At 65.5% G+C, this 17,554-nt stretch carries 19 protein-coding genes; 12 read left to right on the top strand and 7 right to left on the bottom strand.

The window, feature by feature from the left end; translation table 11 throughout:
* Window positions 1-18: 18 nt before the first annotated feature.
* From BST47_RS25150 to BST47_RS25140, 3 genes are read left to right on the top strand one after another with little or no spacing between them, the layout of a single operon-like run.
* Entirely contained in the window at window positions 19-501 is a 483-nt protein-coding gene (locus tag BST47_RS25150) for a carboxymuconolactone decarboxylase family protein (protein WP_083128454.1), read from the top strand.
* 28 nt (window positions 502-529) lie between these two features.
* Window positions 530-1,891, top strand: coding sequence for a type I glutamate--ammonia ligase (locus tag BST47_RS25145; protein ID WP_083128400.1), 1,362 nt, complete (start codon window positions 530-532; stop codon window positions 1,889-1,891).
* 6 nt (window positions 1,892-1,897) lie between these two features.
* A complete protein-coding gene (locus tag BST47_RS25140) occupies window positions 1,898-3,004 on the top strand; it encodes an amidohydrolase family protein (protein WP_083128399.1) in 1,107 nt (368 codons plus the stop codon).
* A gap of 4 nt (window positions 3,005-3,008) precedes the next feature.
* Here the strand turns inward: BST47_RS25140 and BST47_RS25135 are convergent, their stop codons facing one another.
* The 3 genes from BST47_RS25135 to BST47_RS25125 all read right to left on the bottom strand — a co-directional run bounded on the left by BST47_RS25135 (window position 3,009) and on the right by BST47_RS25125 (window position 6,244).
* Entirely contained in the window at window positions 3,009-3,452 is a 444-nt protein-coding gene (locus BST47_RS25135) for a nuclear transport factor 2 family protein (protein ID WP_083128398.1), read from the bottom strand.
* On the bottom strand, window positions 3,442-5,232 hold the full coding sequence (locus BST47_RS25130) for an N-acyl-D-amino-acid deacylase family protein (RefSeq protein WP_207568695.1): 1,791 nt from the start codon (window positions 5,230-5,232) through the stop codon (window positions 3,442-3,444). The genes BST47_RS25135 and BST47_RS25130 overlap by 11 nt, the downstream gene beginning before the upstream one ends.
* 88 nt (window positions 5,233-5,320) lie before the next feature.
* A complete protein-coding gene (locus BST47_RS25125) occupies window positions 5,321-6,244 on the bottom strand; it encodes an SDR family oxidoreductase (protein ID WP_083128396.1) in 924 nt (307 codons plus the stop codon).
* Between the two features lie 18 nt (window positions 6,245-6,262).
* Between BST47_RS25125 and BST47_RS25120 the strand changes: the two genes are divergently transcribed.
* The 7 genes from BST47_RS25120 (at window position 6,263) to BST47_RS25090 (ending at window position 11,240) form a co-directional block, all read left to right on the top strand.
* A complete protein-coding gene (locus tag BST47_RS25120; RefSeq protein WP_083128395.1) occupies window positions 6,263-7,174 on the top strand; it encodes a dienelactone hydrolase family protein in 912 nt (303 codons plus the stop codon).
* 101 nt (window positions 7,175-7,275) lie between these two features.
* Window positions 7,276-8,382, top strand: coding sequence for a glycosyltransferase (locus BST47_RS25115; RefSeq protein WP_083128394.1), 1,107 nt, complete (start codon window positions 7,276-7,278; stop codon window positions 8,380-8,382).
* Between the two features lie 30 nt (window positions 8,383-8,412).
* The gene (locus BST47_RS25110) at window positions 8,413-9,102 is read left to right on the top strand and encodes a YoaK family protein (protein ID WP_083128393.1); all 690 of its coding nucleotides are present in this window, start codon (window positions 8,413-8,415) and stop codon (window positions 9,100-9,102) included.
* A gap of 14 nt (window positions 9,103-9,116) precedes the next feature.
* Window positions 9,117-9,509 (top strand): hypothetical protein, encoded by a 393-nt coding sequence (locus BST47_RS25105; protein WP_083128453.1) that lies wholly within the window; start codon window positions 9,117-9,119, stop codon window positions 9,507-9,509.
* Between the two features lie 74 nt (window positions 9,510-9,583).
* Window positions 9,584-9,985: a cupredoxin domain-containing protein gene (locus BST47_RS25100; protein ID WP_083128392.1), complete on the top strand. Its 402-nt coding sequence runs from the start codon at window positions 9,584-9,586 to the stop codon at window positions 9,983-9,985.
* A 119-nt stretch (window positions 9,986-10,104) separates the two neighbouring features.
* On the top strand, window positions 10,105-10,542 hold the full coding sequence (locus BST47_RS25095; protein ID WP_083128391.1) for a hypothetical protein: 438 nt from the start codon (window positions 10,105-10,107) through the stop codon (window positions 10,540-10,542).
* Window positions 10,539-11,240 (top strand): HAD family hydrolase, encoded by a 702-nt coding sequence (locus BST47_RS25090; protein ID WP_083128390.1) that lies wholly within the window; start codon window positions 10,539-10,541, stop codon window positions 11,238-11,240. Before BST47_RS25095 ends, BST47_RS25090 begins: the two co-directional genes overlap by 4 nt.
* Here BST47_RS25090 and BST47_RS25085 read toward each other — a convergent pair.
* Entirely contained in the window at window positions 11,237-11,890 is a 654-nt protein-coding gene (locus BST47_RS25085; RefSeq protein WP_083128389.1) for a TetR/AcrR family transcriptional regulator, read from the bottom strand. The two genes, BST47_RS25090 and BST47_RS25085, sit on opposite strands and share 4 nt — an antisense overlap.
* A 56-nt stretch (window positions 11,891-11,946) precedes the next feature.
* On the opposite strand from BST47_RS25085, the gene BST47_RS25080 reads away from it, so the two are divergent.
* Complete coding sequence (locus tag BST47_RS25080) at window positions 11,947-13,272, top strand: FAD-dependent oxidoreductase (RefSeq protein WP_083128388.1); 1,326 nt, start codon at window positions 11,947-11,949, stop codon at window positions 13,270-13,272.
* Here BST47_RS25080 and BST47_RS25075 read toward each other — a convergent pair.
* Window positions 13,235-14,470: a cytochrome P450 gene (locus tag BST47_RS25075; protein ID WP_107529086.1), complete on the bottom strand. Its 1,236-nt coding sequence runs from the start codon at window positions 14,468-14,470 to the stop codon at window positions 13,235-13,237. The two genes, BST47_RS25080 and BST47_RS25075, sit on opposite strands and share 38 nt — an antisense overlap.
* A gap of 134 nt (window positions 14,471-14,604) precedes the next feature.
* Between BST47_RS25075 and BST47_RS25070 the strand changes: the two genes are divergently transcribed.
* Window positions 14,605-16,530 carry a flavin-containing monooxygenase gene (locus BST47_RS25070; RefSeq protein ID WP_083128386.1) on the top strand — a complete coding sequence of 642 codons (1,926 nt, stop codon included), beginning with the start codon at window positions 14,605-14,607 and terminating at the stop codon, window positions 16,528-16,530.
* Here BST47_RS25070 and BST47_RS25065 read toward each other — a convergent pair.
* Both BST47_RS25065 and BST47_RS25060 read right to left on the bottom strand, forming a co-directional pair.
* Window positions 16,527-17,030 carry a nuclear transport factor 2-like protein gene (locus BST47_RS25065; RefSeq protein WP_083128385.1) on the bottom strand — a complete coding sequence of 168 codons (504 nt, stop codon included), beginning with the start codon at window positions 17,028-17,030 and terminating at the stop codon, window positions 16,527-16,529. The two genes, BST47_RS25070 and BST47_RS25065, sit on opposite strands and share 4 nt — an antisense overlap.
* Window positions 17,031-17,046: 16 nt before the next feature.
* Window positions 17,047-17,550: a Cif family virulence factor gene (locus BST47_RS25060; RefSeq protein WP_083128384.1), complete on the bottom strand. Its 504-nt coding sequence runs from the start codon at window positions 17,548-17,550 to the stop codon at window positions 17,047-17,049.
* Between the last annotated feature and the right edge of the window lie 4 nt (window positions 17,551-17,554).

Here is a 17,554-nt window from a genome sequence, read left to right as displayed (position 1 = left end):
CCGGCGTACGATGCCGCCATGAGCCGAATTGGACCTTTTGCCGACGACGACGCCGCAGCCTGGGTGGTGAAGTCACCCGATATCGGTGTCGCGATGGCCGGGTTCACCAACGCGGTCTACAACAAGAACCGCCTCCCGATGCGCGTCCGCGAGTTGGCCCGGATGGTCATCGCGCTCGACAACGAATGCGTGGTGTGCCAGAACACCCGCGACTCCGAAGGCATCGCCGCTGGGGTCGACGAGGACCTGTACGACCACGCCGCCGAGTGGCGGACGTGGCCCGGCTACAGCTCGCAGGAGCGGATCGCCGCCGAGTTCGCCGAGCGCTTCGCCGGCGACCACACCGGATTGCGTGACGACGAGGATTTCTGGGAGCGCGCAAGCAAGCACTTCTCCGACGAGCTGCTCACCGACCTCGCGCTGTCGTGTGCGATGTGGCTCGGAATGGGCCGGATGCTGCGCACGCTGGACATCGGCCAAACCTGCAAGATCACGTTGTAGCCGAAGCGACACCGCGCACAATGGCGTAATGACGTCGCGCGCCGCAAAACCTCTCGCCGCAGCCGCCATCGCCCAACTCGAGGCCGACGGTGTCGCCACGTTGATCGGTACCGTCGTGAACTCGGCCGGCCTCACAAACGCCAAGACTGTCCCGCTGCGTCGGATGGGTGCGTTCGCCGATCCCGGACTCGGTGCCAGCCCCGTCTTTCACGTTTTCGCCATCGACCAGACCGGAATCGTGTTCGGCGACGCCATCGGGGTGGTGGGGGATCAGCGCATCCGGATCGACCTCGGCGCGTTGCGCATTCTCGGCGACGGGTTGTGTTGGGCGCCCGGCGCTTTCTTCAACCAGGACGGTTCACCGGATCCCTACTGCAGCCGCGGCACCCTGAGCAGGGTTTCCGACCGCATCACCGAGGCCGGCATCGAAACGGTGGTCGGACACGAGATGGAGTTCGTCCTCGTCGGGCCGGACGGCAGCGAGCTTCCGTCGCACCTGTGGGCACAATACGGGCTTGCCGGTGTGCTCGAGTTCGAAGGTTTCGTCCGCGATGTCACCAACGCCGCGACGAACTCCGGCATCACGATCGAACAGTTCCACCCCGAGTACGGCAGGAATCAGTTCGAGATCTCCTTGTCCCCACAGCCGCCGGTCGCCGCGGCCGACGCGCTGGTGCTGACGCGCATCATCATCGGCCGGGTCGCCCGGAAGTACGGGCTTCGGGTCAGTCTCTCGCCGGTGCCCTTCGCGGGCAGCGTCGGATCTGGTTCCCACCAACACTTCTCGATGAAGCGGAGCGATGTTCCGCTGTTCTCCGGCGGTGCAGGCGCGGCCGGGATGACAGCGGAGGGGGAGAGCGCGATCGCCGGATTGCTGGCCGGTCTGCCCGAGGCGCAGGGCATCCTGTGCGGCTCGGTGCTGTCCGGATTGCGTATGCAGCCCGGCCACTGGTCGGGTGCGCACGTCTGCTGGGGAACCGAGAACCGCGAGGCAGCAGTCCGTTACCTCATCGGCGGGCCGAGCAACCCGCAGGGGGCCAACGTGGAGGTCAAGATCATCGACCCGTCGGCCAATCCTTACCTGGCCACCGCCGCGATGCTCGGTCTCGCGCTCGACGGCATCGAGCGAAAGCTCACTGCGCCGCCCGAGATCACCGTCGACCCCGATTCGTTGACCGACGCCGAACGCGACAAGGCCGGAATCCGACTGCTGGCGCGCGACCAGGTGGAGGCGATCGACATGCTCGATCAATCCGCCTTGTTACGAGGGATTCTCGGTGACGAACCGGTGGACGCCGTCGTCGCGGTGCGACGCTACGAGCAGCAGAACTACGGCGACCTGAAGCCCGAAGAGCTGGCCGAGAAGTTCCGTCTGGCCTGGAGTGTGTGAGCGCGTGTGACCAGACTGGTCGAGCACATCGACGGCGTGTCGCTGATCGACCACCACGTGCATGGCTGCCGGTTGGCGCCGGTTGACCGCCGCCGGTTCGAGGACAGTCTCAACGAGGCCAACATCGAACCGTTGGCCGACTTCGATTCCGCGTTCGACACCCAGCTCGGGTTCGCGGTTCGTGCCCATTGCGCACCACTGCTCGGGCTGCCCCGCCACGCCGACGCCGATTCGTATTGGCGGGCGCGTCGCGAACGCTCTGAAGCCGATCTCGCGCAGCTGTTCCTGTCGTCGGCCGGGGTGTCCGACTGGCTGGTGGACACCGGATTCGCCACCGGGGTCGCCGATCTGGCGGAGCTGGACGATTTGTCGGTGGGCCGGGTGCACGAGATCGTCCGGCTGGAATCGGTGGCCGAACAGGCGGTTCGGGCATCAGGCGACTATGCGTCGGTATTCGCCGAGATTCTGGATGAGCGGGCGGCGACCGCGGTGGCGACCAAGTCGATTCTGGCGTACCGCGGCGGGTTCGCCGGTGACCTCTCGGAGCCCCCCGCCGCCGAGGTCGCAAAAGCGGCCCAGCGGTGGCGCGACAGTGGAGAGGCGCGCCTGACCGACCGCGTTCTGTTGCGGTTCGGCTTGTATCAGGCGCTGCGGCTGGGGAAACCGATCCAATTTCACGTCGGCTTCGGTGATCGGGACTGCGATCTGCGCACGACGAATCCGCTCTATCTCCTGGAGTTCCTGCGATGCAGCTGTGATGTGCCGATCGTGCTGCTGCACTGCTACCCCTACGAACGCGAGGCAGGCTATCTGGCGCAGGCGTTCAACAACGTCAATCTCGATGGTGGCCTGGCCATCAACTTTCTCGGTGCGCGGTCGTCGGCGTTCATCGGCAGGTTGGTGGAGATGGCGCCGTTTCGCAAAATTCTCTATTCGTCCGACGGATTCGGTCCCGCGGAGTTGCACTATCTCGGAGCGCGTTTGTGGCGCAATGGAATCCGCGACGTATTCCAGGGTTTCGTCGACGCCGGCGAATGGAGCGAGTCAGACGCTGTGCGCGTGGTGGACCTGATCGCCCGAGGTAATGCCGAGCGCGTCTACGCGCTCGGCTGACTCGTCAGATCAGACCGGTCGCATCGAACATCGGCACGGTATATGCCGCCGTCACATCCTCGAGCCAGGTCGCGGGCGCGGTGTTGGTCAGCCCGCCCATGTCCCAGTAGTCCTTCCAGACCGCGATTTTGCCGTCGTGGACCTTGTGCACTGTGACAAACCTCAGCAGAGCGGTTTCTCCGCTGACCCACTTCCAGGTCTCGGAGTGCTCGTACAGGACGTCGTCGCCATTGCTGACCAGAACGCCGTCATGATTCTCATACGATGCCAACGGCTCGAGTCCGACCTTGAGCTTCGCGATGATGTCCTCGGGTCCTCGAGTGGAAAGCGCCGGCCCTAGTGGCATATCGCAGTAGATGCAGTCGTCAGACAGGAAGGTGGTCAAGAGCTCCCAGTCGCGCGCCGACAGGGCCTTCCACATGCCCAGCACCGTATTCTCAACTGACACTTGACAACTCCGATTCTTGGATCGTCTGGGCCGGCGCCTTGTGCGCGGCCCGCAGGAATCTTCCGGTGCGCTGCGCGCCCACGACGTCCGTCGGTTCGCCGTCGAGGAACACGGCGCGGCCGGCGACGAAGACCGCGCGCACGGTGTCGTCGTTGCGGTTGACCATCCGGGACAGGCCGCCGTACTGCTCGACCGGTGACTCGGCGTAGGCCTGAAGCGATTCGTCCAGCCGCTCGGGGTCGATCACGACGATGTCGGCGCGGTCGCCCATGCGCAAATGGCCGGCGTCGATGCGGTACCAGTCGGCGAGTTCGCCCGTCAGGCGGTGCACCGCCTGCTCGACCGTCATGAACGGTCTACCGGCCTGCTGCGCCTCGTAGACGTGACGCAGGAGGCGCAGGTTCATGTTGTAGAAGGCCATGTTGCGCAGATGCGCACCCGCATCGGAGAAACCCATCTGGATGCCGGGATCCCGCGCCAGCTTCTTGAGCACCTCGGGCCGGTGATTGGAGATCGTCGTGCGCCAGCGCAGCGCCGTCCCGTGCTCGAGCACCAGGTCGAGGAACGCATCGACGGGGTGCAGGCCGCCGCGATCGAGGCCCACCTGGCCGAACGACTTGCCGACGACCGACTCGTCGGGGCACGCGACGATCTCGGCGTCGAAAAAGTCGCGCTGCCACACCCGCATCCCGAACTTGCTCTCGTACTGCTTGCGGAATTCTCGGCGGTACGCCTCGTCGCGGAGCAGCTCGTTGCGTTCGACCTCGTCGCGAAGGTGCAGCGCCGCCGCGCCCGCACCGAACTCTTCGAAGACCACCAGATCGATGCCGTCGGCGTACACCTCGAAAGGCACCGGCAGGTGCTGCCAGCGGAAGTTGCCGCCCAGCCGGTTGACCAATCGTGCCAGCGGGCCGAGCAGCTTGATCGCGTACGGGTTCGACTTCACGTCGGCCGCCGACAGCAGGCTGGTCTTGAGCGGATTGCGGAAGATGCCCAGCGACTGGAACACTTGCGAACCCAGGTTCAGCGGGTTCTCGATGTCGGGTCCGGACTGCAGCACCCGGCCGGTCCGGCGCAGCTTCGACTTGAGGCGACGCAGCTCCCGCGGCTTGGCGTACGTTGACGGCAGTGTGCGGGACCGGCAGACCTCACCGTCGAGCTTGTCGAAAAGCAGTTGCTGAGAAGACATTCCGACGAAGCCGGCGCGTAACGCCTCGTCGAGCCACTTCTCCATCTGGGCTTGTTCGCTTCTGGTCGGCCGTTGCCGCTTCTGGGTGGCGCGGTCCAGCCCCATGGTCGCGGCGCGCATATCGGAGTGACCGATGAACGCGGCCACGTTGGGTCCGAGGGGGCGAGCTTCCAGCGCCGCGATGTATTCCTCGCAGTTCGTCCAGGTCTTGTGGGTGTCGACGGCGCCGATCACGTGTTCGCGCGGGATCGCCTCGACGCGGCCGAAGATGTCGCCGGCGTCCACGCCGTCGACGTGCACGGTGGACAGTGAGCAGGATCCGAGCATCACCGTGGTCACGCCGTGTCGCAATGACTCGCTCAATGCGGGGCCGACCAGAACCTCCACGTCGTAGTGGGTGTGGATGTCGAGCATGCCGGGCAGCACCCACTGGCCAGTGGCATCGATGACTCGAGGGGAGTCCGTCTCGTCGAGGTCGGCGGTGCTGATCGCGGCGACGTGACCATTGCGGATGCCGATGTTGCGCACGGCCGACGGCGCGCCGGAGCCGTCGAACCAACGGCCGTTTTTGATGATCGTGTCAAAACTCACCAAGTCATAGAACAGTGCGGACCGGCAGGTGTCAACGAAATCTGTGAACAGATTTTGATTTTTGTCTACTATTGGTTCTGAGCTGCAGTTATCCCGGCGCCCAACCGTCGGGCTGGCGGCCGTCCAGGTCGGTGAAACCGTACTCACGCGCGAGGTCGGCCGACGTGACGGACTGCTGGTTGAAGCGTGACCGGCGCGTGTCGGCGGCGATCGCGGCAACCCCGCGTCCGACGTATCTGGGTGTCTCCGACGCGGCGAAGGACGGGGGAGCGACCGGGCCATCGGAGCGCAGCGGGTCCAGTGCGATATGCCAGTTCTCCTCGGTGACGCCCCAGTTGTCGAGCATCATCTCCGACCGCAGCCAGCCGGGCGTGACGGCTACCGCGGTGGCGCCGAAGCCCGCCAGCTCGTGGCCCTGGCTGTAGGCGAGCCGGTTGACGGCGACCTTGGCCAGGTCGTAGAACACCGACAACCGGTAGTTGTCGTCGTTGAAACTCTTTGTCCCGTCGGTCACTTCGACGAGCAGCCCGCCGGGACGGGACACCAGCAGCGGTAACAGGCAGTGCGACGTGATGAGGTGCGTGTCGATACCGAGCCGCAGGATCCGCAGACCGTCGGCGAGGTCGTGCTCCCAGATCGGCCTGTTCCACAGCGGTGGGCCGCCTTTGAGGATCTCGGCGCCCCAGATGTCGTTGACGAGGATGTCGATCGCGCCGTAGTCGCTTCGCATACGCTCCGCGACACGGGTCACCGCGTCGACGTCGAGATGGTCGGCCTGCAATGCGATTCCGGTGCCGCCCAGGCTGGAGACGAGTTCGGCGGTTTCTTCGATGGTTTCCGGGCGGTCGTAATCGGATTGGGCATTGCCGGACACGCTGCTGCGGCCGGTGCAGATCACCATCGCCCCGGCTTCACCGAGCGCCGCCGCGATACCGCGTCCCGCGCCGCGCGTGGCTCCGGCCACCACGGCTACCCGGCCGCGCAGCGCATCTGCATCCGGAGTCCAGTCCATAAGTGCATACTTGCGAAAGTGACCCCGTTACAGCGGTATATCGCAGAAGAAATCGCCACCGATCACGTCGACGGGTTGCTGTCCAGGCGCGAAGCCTTACGCAGGCTGGCACTGCTCGGCGTCGGCACCGCGGCGGCGACCGCATTCATTGCGGCGTGCGGCGAGAACAAGCAGCCGACATCGAACGCGCCCGTGACGTCGAGCGAGCCGGCCACCGTCAGCACACCGCCGCCAGGATCGGAGAACACCGTCCCGTCTACGCCGATCACCTGGGCCGGACCCAGTGGTGAACTGCAGGCGGCCTGGGCGCCCGCCGCCGAACCGCGCGGGGGAGTCCTCGTCATCCACGAGAACAAGGGACTCAACGACTACATCCGCTCGGTGGCCGGGCGATTCGCCGGCATCGGCTACTCCGCGCTCGCGATCGACCTGCTGTCCGCGCAGGGCGGCACGGGTACGTTCGCCGATCCCGCCGAAGCCACGGCGGCCCTGGGCAAGCTGCCCCCCGAAGCCGCCCTGGCGGATCTGAAGTCGGGAATCGACGAGCTCCAACGCCGGGTGCCGGGCAAGAAGGTCGCCGCGGTCGGCTTCTGCATGGGTGGCGGTTTCGTCTGGCGATTGCTGGCCTCCGGTGAGCCGCGGCTGGCCGCCGCCGTGCCGTTCTACGGTCCGACGCCCGACAACCCGGATTTTGCCGGCTCCAAAGATGTTGCAGTGCTGGGTATCTACGCCGCCCAGGACCAGCGCGTCAACGCTACCGAGCCGGTCGCGCGGGCGGCCCTGGAGAAGGCTGGCCTGGTGTTCGAACTGGTCACCGAACCCGACGCCAACCATGCGTTCTTCAACGACACCGGCGACCGGTACAACGCCACCGCCGCCGAGGACGCCTGGCGCCGGGTGCAGGACTGGTTCACCGCGCACGTCGCCTGAGTCGCCCTATCGACACGGTCACTCGCGGTGTTCACGGTGTGTTGTCCCACCGGTTGATGTCGCGTTGTTGACCGCACATGCGTCGCGGTCAAATTCAGCTCATGCGGGTAGCACAGGTCGCGAATTTCTACGGCCCGCGTTCGGGAGGTCTGCGCACGGCAGTGGATCGTCTCGGCGCTGAGTACTGTGCCCGCGGACACGAGGTGTTCCTGGTGGTCCCGGGCCGAACCTTCGAACGGCACGAGCTGCCATCGGGAGTCGTTCGAATCTCGCTGCCGGCTCGGCTCATCCCGTTCACCGGTGGATATCGTGCCGTGCTGCCCGGACCCGTCACCGAACTGCTGGCGCACTTGGCGCCGGACGCACTCGAGGTGTCCGACCGCCTCACCCTGCGCTCGCTCGGTGAATGGGGCAGGCAGCGCGATGTCGCGACGGTGATGATCTCCCATGAGCGGCTCGATCGCCTTGTCGGGCAGGTACTTCCGGCGCGTGCCGCCCGCTCGATCGCCGACGCCGCCAACCGCCGCACCGCCGAGAGCTACGACGCGGTCGTGTGCACCACGGCGTTCGCGCGTGCGGAGTTCGACAGGATCGACGCCACGAACGTGGTCACGGTGCCACTTGGCGTGGACCTCGAGCAATTCCATCCGAGCCGACGATCCAGCTCGGTCCGCCGACAGTGGGCCAGCCCCGAGCAGACGTTGCTGGTGCACTGCGGCCGTCTTTCGGTGGAGAAGCATGCGCACCGCAGCATCGATACCGTTGCCTCCCTGCGCGACTCGGGTGTGGACGCCCGCCTGGTGGTCGTCGGTGAAGGCCCGATGCGCGCCAGGCTCGAACGCCAGGCCGCCCGCCTGCCCGTTGACTTCACCGGTTACATCGGGTGCCGCGACACCGTGGCCACCATCCTGGCGACCGCCGACGTCGCGATCGCGCCGGGTCCGCACGAAACGTTCGGCCTTGCCGCGTTGGAGGCGTTGGCCTGCGGTACGCCGGCGGTGGTTTCGCGGACGTCGGCGCTCGCGGAACTTCTGACCGCCGAAAGTGGTGCCGCAGCAGACAACGACCCGGATGCCATCGCGCAGGCGGTGACGACAATCATCAGCCGTCCAGAGCGGTTGCGGCGCAACGATGCACGACGCCGCGCAGAACAGTTCACCTGGCCGCGAGCTGCCGCCGGAATGCTGAACGCGCTGGGTGCGGGTTAGACCGCCCCGGCGACCGATTAGGTTGTCGGCATGGGTGGCGTGCCGACCGGCCCACAAGAAATCGAGCGAACCCGCACCCTGTGGTTCGCGTTGCTGCTCACGGTGGCCAACGGATTCCTCGACGCGTACACCTACATCGCGCGCGGTGGTGTGTTCGCCAACGTGCAGACCGCGAACGTCATCTTCGGTGCGATCAACACGTCGGAAGGCAAGTGGTCCGCGGCGCTCGCCCACGTCTGGCCGCTGCTCGCTTTCATCGTCGGCATGGCGCTGGCATCGCACATCAAATCCGGCCGCGTCGAGCGCCTCGTCCCACATGCTCTGCGCTGGACCATGGCCGTGCAGGCCGCCTCGCTGGGCATCATCGGTTTCGTCCCCGCCTCGGTGCCCCACAGCTACGTGACCGTGCCGATCTCCTTCCTGGCGGCCATGCAGATCGGCCTGTTCCGCAACATCGGTGACCTGGCCTATCTGCCGGTCGCGACCACGGGCAACCTGATGCGACTCATGGAGTCCGGGTATGACGCGTTCGTCGAGAAACACGCGGAGTCACGGCGCGCATTCGGGGTCTATGGTGCGCTGATCACCGTCTTCGGGCTCGGGGCCCTCGCGGGTTCATTCGCCAGCGTCGCGTGGGGAGTGCATGCGATCTGGCTGCCTGCCGGATTTCTGGCCATCACACTCTGTTTGTTCATCGTCGATGAGCACTACCTGCGGTGATCTACGATCCAGGGATGATCCGGTCGCTGACGTACCTCATCGCCGCAGCGACGCTGCCGCTTGCCTCCACCGCCATCGCCGTCGCCGAACCCCCGCCCACCTGCACCTACAATTTGTCCCCGCCGCAGGTCGTGGACGTGTCGGGCACGCGAATGGTCACCGCGACGATCTCACCGGGCGCGTGCGAGCGATCGAACGTTTACCTCTCGGTGGCCTGTCTGCAGATGCAGGGCAGCCCCGGGCCCCCCAAATGCCAGGCGAGCAACGGAGTGCTGCCCGCGCAGGTCTTCTACGCGCCGCACGAGCCCGGCGCCACCTACGTCTCGACAGGCCGGGGATGCGCGAACACCGGGAATCCGCCGCAGCCGGTGTGCACGCCGGTCGGGCCTCTCACCGCGACGGTCTGATCCGGCGCGGTTGCCAAAAGCGCCCTGGCTGGACCGCAACCGGTCGATAATCGTGTTCGACTTCAGGAGACGCGATGAAGAAAATCTTGCTGGTGTGCGCGACCATCTGCCTGGCCGCCGCGATCGCCGCGTGCGGCAGCGAATCCAGCTACACCACCTCAGAGGGCGATAGCGGCACCGCGACCGCGACCGCAAGCCCAGAATCCACCAGCAGTACCGCCGCAGCGTCGGGCCCGACGATCACGATGGCGAACATGAGCTTCGGCGATCCGATCACCGTCGCACCGGGCGCGACGATCACGCTCAAGAACGACGACTCGGCCGAGCACTCCGTGACGTCTGAGACCGAAGGCGAGTTCGACGTGCACGTCGACGCCGGAGAACAGGGCACACTCACCGCGCCGACCGAGCCGGGAGAATACGCGTTCTACTGCGTGTACCACCCTTCCATGAAGGGCACCTTGATCGTCCAGTAAACCCGGCCGGCATCCGGTTCCTTCGTCCCGCTGCGGTTTAGACGTATCGACGGACGGGCATCCGCAGAATTAGCGGGTTCGTCAATCGTCGTGACCCGGGGCAATTCGAAGGAGCCGACATGGATAGCAACGCCGTCATCTGGATCGTTGTCGCTGTCGCGGCGATAGTCGTCATCGCGTTTGTCGCGTGGACCGTTCGCAACTCACGCCGGCGTGCCGAAGCCGAACGGCTACGGGGCGAAATCGGGCAGCGCACAGAGCATCTCGAGAAGCGCGAAGCCGTGGCCGCCGAGACCGAGGCGAAAGCGAAGGCCGCGCAGGCAGAGGCGGAGGCGAAGGCGGCCGAGGCCGCTCGCCTGCAGAACAACGCGCGTAGCCACCGCGAAGAGGTCGACACCACCCGCGAGGAACTCGATGCGCACCGTGAGCGGGTGGACCAGCTGGATCCGAAGGGCAGCACTGCCGAAACCGCCCCCGGCAAGGCAGACGAAGTGCGCGCCGACATGCCCACGACGTCGCAGCAGCGTCCCGCAACGCAGGAGAATCTGCGTTCGTGACACCGAGCAAGAGGGAGCCCGCGGCGGCGGTGCTGTTCGACATCGACGGCACCCTCGTCGACTCGAACTACCACCACGTCGACGCATGGTCCCGCGCCTTCGCCGACGTCGGAATTCCGGTGGACGCGTGGCGGATTCACCGCTCGATCGGCATGGACGGCACCACCCTCGTTTCGATGCTCACCGGCGACGCCGACGACGATGTCCAGGAGCGCGCGAAGGACCTGCATTCCCGGTACTACAAGGAGAGCGCCTCGCTGCTGCGGCCGTTGCCGGGTGCGCGGGGGCTTCTCGAAGCCGTTCATCAGCTAGGGGTGCAGGTTGTACTGGCCACGTCGGCGCCCGATGACGAGCTCGCCATCCTGCGCGACGTGCTGGAGTGCGATCACCTGGTGTCGGCGATGACATCGTCGGCCGATGTGGACACCGCCAAGCCGAAGCCCGACATCATCAACGTCGCCCTCGAGCGTGCCGGAGTGAAGGCTGCGCACGCCGTGTTCGTCGGTGATGCGGTGTGGGACGTCGAGGCCTGCAAACGCGCCGGCGTGCTCGCCATTGCTCTGCTCAGCGGCGGAGTGTCCAAGTGCGAACTCGAGGAGGCCGGGGCCCACCAGGTGTTCGAGGACGCGATCGATCTCTGCCAGCACCTCGACGACACGCCGATCGCGGCGCTCGCCAACCTGGTCGGAGCCCGTTAGTCGACTGACTCACCGATCAGCTGCTCCAAAAGAAATTCGGCCAGCCATTGCTCGAAACGGCCCCGCGACCACCCTCGCGTGCGCACCAGCCGGTCATGCAGCATCGGGTCCGAGGCCAGCCAGGCGATGTCGACACCCTGGTTATGGTTGAGATCGGGTTTGAGCGCGCCGAGGGCGGCCAGCCGTCGCACGATCGTGCGTGCACCTGCTAGACGCCGCCGCTGCGACTCGTCCAGCAAGTCCTGCGCTTCGGTGTCCCCGTTCGCGGCGATCTCGAGCGCGCGCATCAGGGGGCCCACGCGGATGTCGATATCCACCAGAACATGGACCCATCCGGTGATCAGCTTCTCCGGATCTGACTGCTCGAGCAGTTCGCGAAGGTCGTTGCGATCCGCCAGCGCCAGCTGCCGGTCGTCGCCGGTCACCGCCCAGTCCAGCGCGGTCTTGAGGAGATCGAGCTTGCCGCCGACTGCAGTGAACACCGTCTTGCGGCTGACCCCCGCGGCTTCCGCGACGGCGTCGACGGTCGTCGCCCCGTAACCCCGCGCCGCGAAGAGCTCAGAAGCCGTGGTGACGATGACCCGGCGCGTTTCGAGCGCCTGCGCCGCGCGCAAGTCCGATCGATAGTCGCGCTTGACACCCGACGACATTCTAGGTAACCCTGTGCGTATTCATTACATCGTATGTTACCTCAATTGGAGTATTCATGAAAGCCGTCATCGTCGGCGCAGGCCCCACCGGGCTGTTCACCGCGATCGCGCTGGCTCGCCGGGGACGCGAGGTCGTCGTGGTTGATCGCGAACCCGGGCCGCCGGCCCACGCCGAGTGGCGCCGTAGGGGAGTGATGCAGTTTCAGCATGCCCACAGCTTTCGCGGGCAGGTGGTCGACGCATTGGACGCCGAAATGCCCGACGTGCTGGCCGGTCTGCTCTCGGCAGGAGCCTCGGTAGTGATGACATCGGGTCCCAACAGTCGAGCTGCCGCGCTGCACTGCCGCCGAATGGTGTTCGAGCGCGAACTATGGCGCCGTGCCACCAGCGACCCCCGGATACGCGTTGTTGAGGGACATGTGACCGAGGTGGTGGTTCAGCGAGGACGCGCCGCCGGAGTCAGGATCGGAGCCGACGTGCTGGACGTCGATCTGATCATCGACGCCTCGGGTCGTGCGGGCCGCATCGCCGGCGCGGCGCGCAGCCGCGGTGAGGGTTCAGACTGCGGGGCCGCCTACGTCAGTCGGCAGTATCGGTTGCGACCGGGTGCGCGTCCTGGCCCGACGAATTCAGTGATCGGTTTGTCTCTGAACTTTCCCGAGTACGCGGCGGTGACGTTCTTGCACGACAACGACACGTTCACGGTCACGCTCATCCACGACGGCGCGGATCGTCGTCTGCACCGTCTCCGGCATGACGGGGTGTTCGAGGCCGCGGTGGGCGCGATCCCGGTGCTGGCCGACTGGATCGACGCCGACCGCTCGCTGCCGATCATGGGAGTTCTGGCCGGCGGGCGGTTGTACAACCACTACCGCGGTCAGCTCGACGACTCCGGTCGTCCAGCCCTTCCCGGACTGATCTCTGTCGGAGATTCCGTGTGCACCACGACGCCGTTGGCTGGCCGCGGCATCGCGTTGGCCTTCATGCAGGCCAGTCAGCTGGTGAGGATGCTGACTGGCAACAACGACGACATCGTCAGCGTGACAACGGAATTTGATGCCTGGTGCACCGCCAACATCAAGCCGTGGTTCGCCGACCACCAGGTCGTCGACAGTGACCGGGTCCGTCGGTGGTCGGGTGGTGACATCGACCTCGGACGCCGGTTGCCGTCAGATCTGATCGTTGCGGCAGCCGAGGCCGACCCGCGCCTCACCGAGGCCGTCGCGCCGTACATCACCATGGATGGCTTGCCCGACAGCCTCCTGCTGGTCGAGCCACGTGCTCGCGAGATCTACTCGCGCGGATGGCGGCCGACTCCACCCGAAGGGCCCAGTCGTCAGGAGCTCATCTCGGTGGTGTCCAGGACACCGGCAGCCGCTTGATTCCGTGGATGAACGGCGACAACAGTCGCCGAGGTTCCTCTGTCGCGGCGATGTCGGGAATCTGGCGGTGCAGCTCCTCGAAGACGACGCTGATCTCGCGGCGCGCGAGGTTGGCGCCCAGGCAGAAGTGCGCACCGCCCCCGCCGAAGCCGGCGTGCGGGTTGGGGTTGCGGCCCAGGTCGAACGTCCACGGATCGGCGAACTTGTCCTCGTCGCGGTTGGCCGAGCAGTACCAGAGGGACACCTTGTCGCCCGCCGACATCTTGGTGCCGCTCAGCTCGCAGTCCTCGGTCAACGTGCGCCGCATGTAGATGACCGGCGACGCCCACCGCACGATCTCCTCGACGGCCGTCGGCGCCAGCGCCTCGTAGTCCGCCCACCACCGCGCGCGTTCCTCGGGATACCGGGTCAGCGCGAGTACGCCGTGGCTGATCGCGTTGCGGGTGGTCTCATTGCCCGCGACCACCAGCAGAATGAAGAACGACGCGATTTCGGCCGACGTCAACCGCTCACCGTCGACCTCGGCATGCACCAGTGCGGTCGTCAGGTCCTCGTGCGGATTCGCTCTGCGATCCTCGGCGTGCGCGGTCGCATATGCGCCGATGTCCATCGCGACCTTGACGAACTCCTCGTAGTCCGTGGCGATGTCCTTGTCGCCGAATCCGAGAATCACGTTCGTCCAGTGGAAGATCTGATCGTGGTCGTCCTCGGGGAGGCCCATCATGTCGCAGATGACCTGCAGCGGCAGCGGCCCCGCCAGCTCCGTCACGACCTCGCCCGAGCCGTCGGGGTGCTCGGCGATCATCTTCTCGACCAGGCGGCGTGCCCGCTCCCGGACCGAGGTTTCGGTGCGAGCGACGACGCGAGGGGTGAACGCCCTGCTGACGATGTTGCGCAGCCGCAGGTGCTTCGGGTCGTCCATCGCGATCATCGAGCCGAAGAACTCCGACACCTCGGGGTTGGCGTCGTTGATGGTGATACCGGGACTGGAACTGAAAATCTGCGGGTGACGGCTGGCGAAGTGGACATCGTCGAACCGGGTCACCGCCCAATGCCCGGGCCCGGCTACCACGCCTGGGGTTTCCAGGGGCATGTGAAAGGAGACCGGCGCCTCGCGTCGCAGCGTGGCGAACGCCCCGTCGCGCATATCGTCGTCGAGGACCCAGAACTTCCAATCGCCGAGGTCGATGTCCGACATCGGCACGTCCGGGGGAGCGGTACCGTTCACGCGCGTCGCAATGCCCACTCGTCGAGAGTAGGTTCAGGTCGAGCCGTCGTCACGTATTTCTGAAACATGTTCCAATTGCCGTTTTGGCGTGATAGCACTCGTGGGTGCGTAACCCACATGCCGGACAACCCTTTACGGCGACGGACGACGAAATAGCCGAAGCGTTGCTGGACGTCAGCATCCCGACCCTGACGCTGTCGCTGGTGCACATGTCCGGCGACCCGTCGCTGATCCGCGGTGATTTGAAGCCGGCAGGCCTGTTCCTCAACGAAGTCCAGGGCTACATGTCCGAAGAGGACAAGGCCGCGGTCCGCAAGATCGCCCTCGAGGTCATCGCGGACTACCGCGACCGGGGCTGCCCGGAACCCGAACCCGTCAGCGCCGAGTTGCTGCACGAGATGATGCAGTGGCTGGTGTGCGAGCCGGTGCCCGCCGAGTACGTACCGATGGTGCTCGAGGAAATGGAGCTCGACGGCCGCGACGCCAGGGCGACGGGCGAGGTGACCGAATCCGCCCGCGAAGATTTCCCCGTCGTGGTGATCGGCTGCGGTGAATCCGGACTGCTGGCGGGGATCCGGCTCAAGGAAGCCGGGATTCCGTTCACGATCGTCGAGAAGAACGCGGGCGTCGGCGGGACGTGGTACGCGAACACCTACCCCGGTGCGCGGGTCGACGTCGGAAATCATTTCTATTGCTACAGCTTCGAGCCGACCGATCACTGGACACACTTCTTCGCCGAGCAGCCGGAGCTGCAGTCGTACTTCCAGGGTGTGATGGAGAAGTACGACATCGAGCCGCATGTCCTCTGGGAAACCGAGGTGACGGAGGCTTCGTGGAACGACGCCGACGCGACGTGGACGGTCCGCGCGCGCGACCGCCACGGTGAGACGAAGGAGCTCACCGCCCGCGCGGTGATCAGCGCGGTCGGACAGCTCGATCGGCCGCACACGCCGCACATCGACGGCCAGCAGGATTTCGCCGGACCGGCGTTCCACTCCAGCGAATGGGACCACTCGGTCGATCTGCGCGGCAAGAACGTCGCGATGATCGGCGCGGGCGCCAGTGGATTCCAGATCGCCCCGACCATCGCTCCGAACGTCCACCGTCTCAACGTGTTTCAGCGCACCGCGCAATGGATGTTCCCGAATCCGAACTACCACGAGAAGGTGGGGCCCGGTGTTCAGTGGGCACTTCGCCACCTGCCGTTCTACGGCCGGTGGTACCGCTTCCTGATCTTCTGGCCGGGGTGCGACAAGGGACTGGACGCGGCGCGCGTCGACCCGGACTACCCCGACCAGGACAAAGCCGTCAGTGAGATCAACGAGATCACGCGGATCATGTTCACCGAGTGGATCACCAGTCAGGTCGGCGACGACGCCGATCTGGCGGCCAAGGTCGTGCCCGATTATCCGGCGACCGGCAAGCGCACCCTGCAGGACAACGGCAGCTGGTTGAAAACGCTGACCCGAGACAACGTCGAGTTGGTGCGCACGGGTATCGACCACATCGAAGCCGACGCGGTCGTCACCGAGGACGGCACCCGATATCCGGCCGATGTCATCGTGTACGCCACCGGCTTCGAGCACACCAAGATGTTGTGGCCCATGACGATTCGCGGTCGGGACGGCGAGATCCTCAGCGAGCGTTGGGGGGAGCGGCCGGCGGCATATCTGGGGATCACGATTCCGGACTATCCGAACTTCTTCTGCATGAACGGTCCCGGCACCTGGCTGGCAAGCGGCGGCAGCCTGATCTTCCACTCCGAGTGCCAAATGCGTTATATCAGCGAGTGTCTGGAGTTGCTCATCGAAGGCGGACACGCCACGATCGAGCCGACGGTCGAGAAGACGACGGACTGGCATGAGCGTAGCCAGGCCGAGATGGCCAAGATGGTGTGGTCACAGCCGACCATCAAGCATTCGTTCTTCAAGAACAGCTTCGGCGAAATCCACACACTGAGCCCGTGGCGCCTCGTCGACTACTGGACCTGGACGCGGGAGCCGAATCCGAAGGACTTCGTGATCCGTTAGGCCAGTTGCCAATTCATGTTCTTGGCGAATGCCTTGGCGTCGTCGGAAATCGTGCCGAGTTCGTGGCTGCGCTGGATGTAGCCCTGGACCATCGGGAGAAAGTTCGTCGGGTTGTAGGCGTCCTCTTCGTTGTGCCACATTCCGTTGCCGCCGTACCGCAAGATCGTGATGCACGGAGCCTCGTAGATGGTGCCGTCCCCGGGATCCTTCATCCGGTTCATGATTTCGCTGAAGACCCAACCCTTCTCCACGTCGATCGAGTACCACGTGACCGGGTAGAAGGGCATCTCGCTACCGGGGAAGGTGTCCATCGTCGACGCGATCCACTCGCTGATCTTGTCGCGTCCCGCCATCTTGCCGTAGAGATGTTCGACGTAGGTCGCATCCTCGGTGAACAGTTCGCCGTAGCGCGCCCACTCCCACGACTTGCCGATCTCGACGACCAGGTCCTGGTGACGCTGGAAGGTTTCCTCGATCTCCTCGCGTGACCACCGACTCATGTGTCTCTCCTAAACGTCAGGTCAGTTCCCAGTTCATGTTCTTGGCGAATGCCTTGGCGTCGTCGGAAATCGTGCCGAGTTCGTGGCTGCGCTGGATGTACTGCTGGATCATCAACATGAAGTTCATCGGGTTGTAGGCGTCTTCTTCGTAGCTCCACTTGTCATCACCGGCGTACTCCAGCACGGTGATGACGCCTGCGCCGTGGACGCTGCCGTCGCCCGGATCCCGCATGGTGTTGATGTTCTTGAAGATGACCCAGCCCTTGTCGACGTCGATCGAATACCACTCGACCGGATATGTCGGCATCTCGCTGCCGGGGAAGGTGTTCATCGTCGAGACGATCCACTCGCGGATGTTCTCGCGGCCCTCCATGTTGCCCAGCGCATGCTCGACGTAGCGGGCATCCTCGGTGAAATGGTCGGCGTAACTGGACCAGTCCCAAGTCTTTCCGACGTCGACGACGGATTCCTGGTAGCGGCGCCAGGCTTCTTCGAGTTCTTCACGTGACCATTTGCTCATCGCG

The sequence above is a fragment of the Mycolicibacterium tusciae genome (assembly GCF_002086795.1).
In the GTDB taxonomy this organism is placed as follows: domain Bacteria; phylum Actinomycetota; class Actinomycetes; order Mycobacteriales; family Mycobacteriaceae; genus Mycobacterium; species Mycobacterium tusciae.
This window is presented reverse-complemented; position numbering and strand designations above follow the sequence as displayed.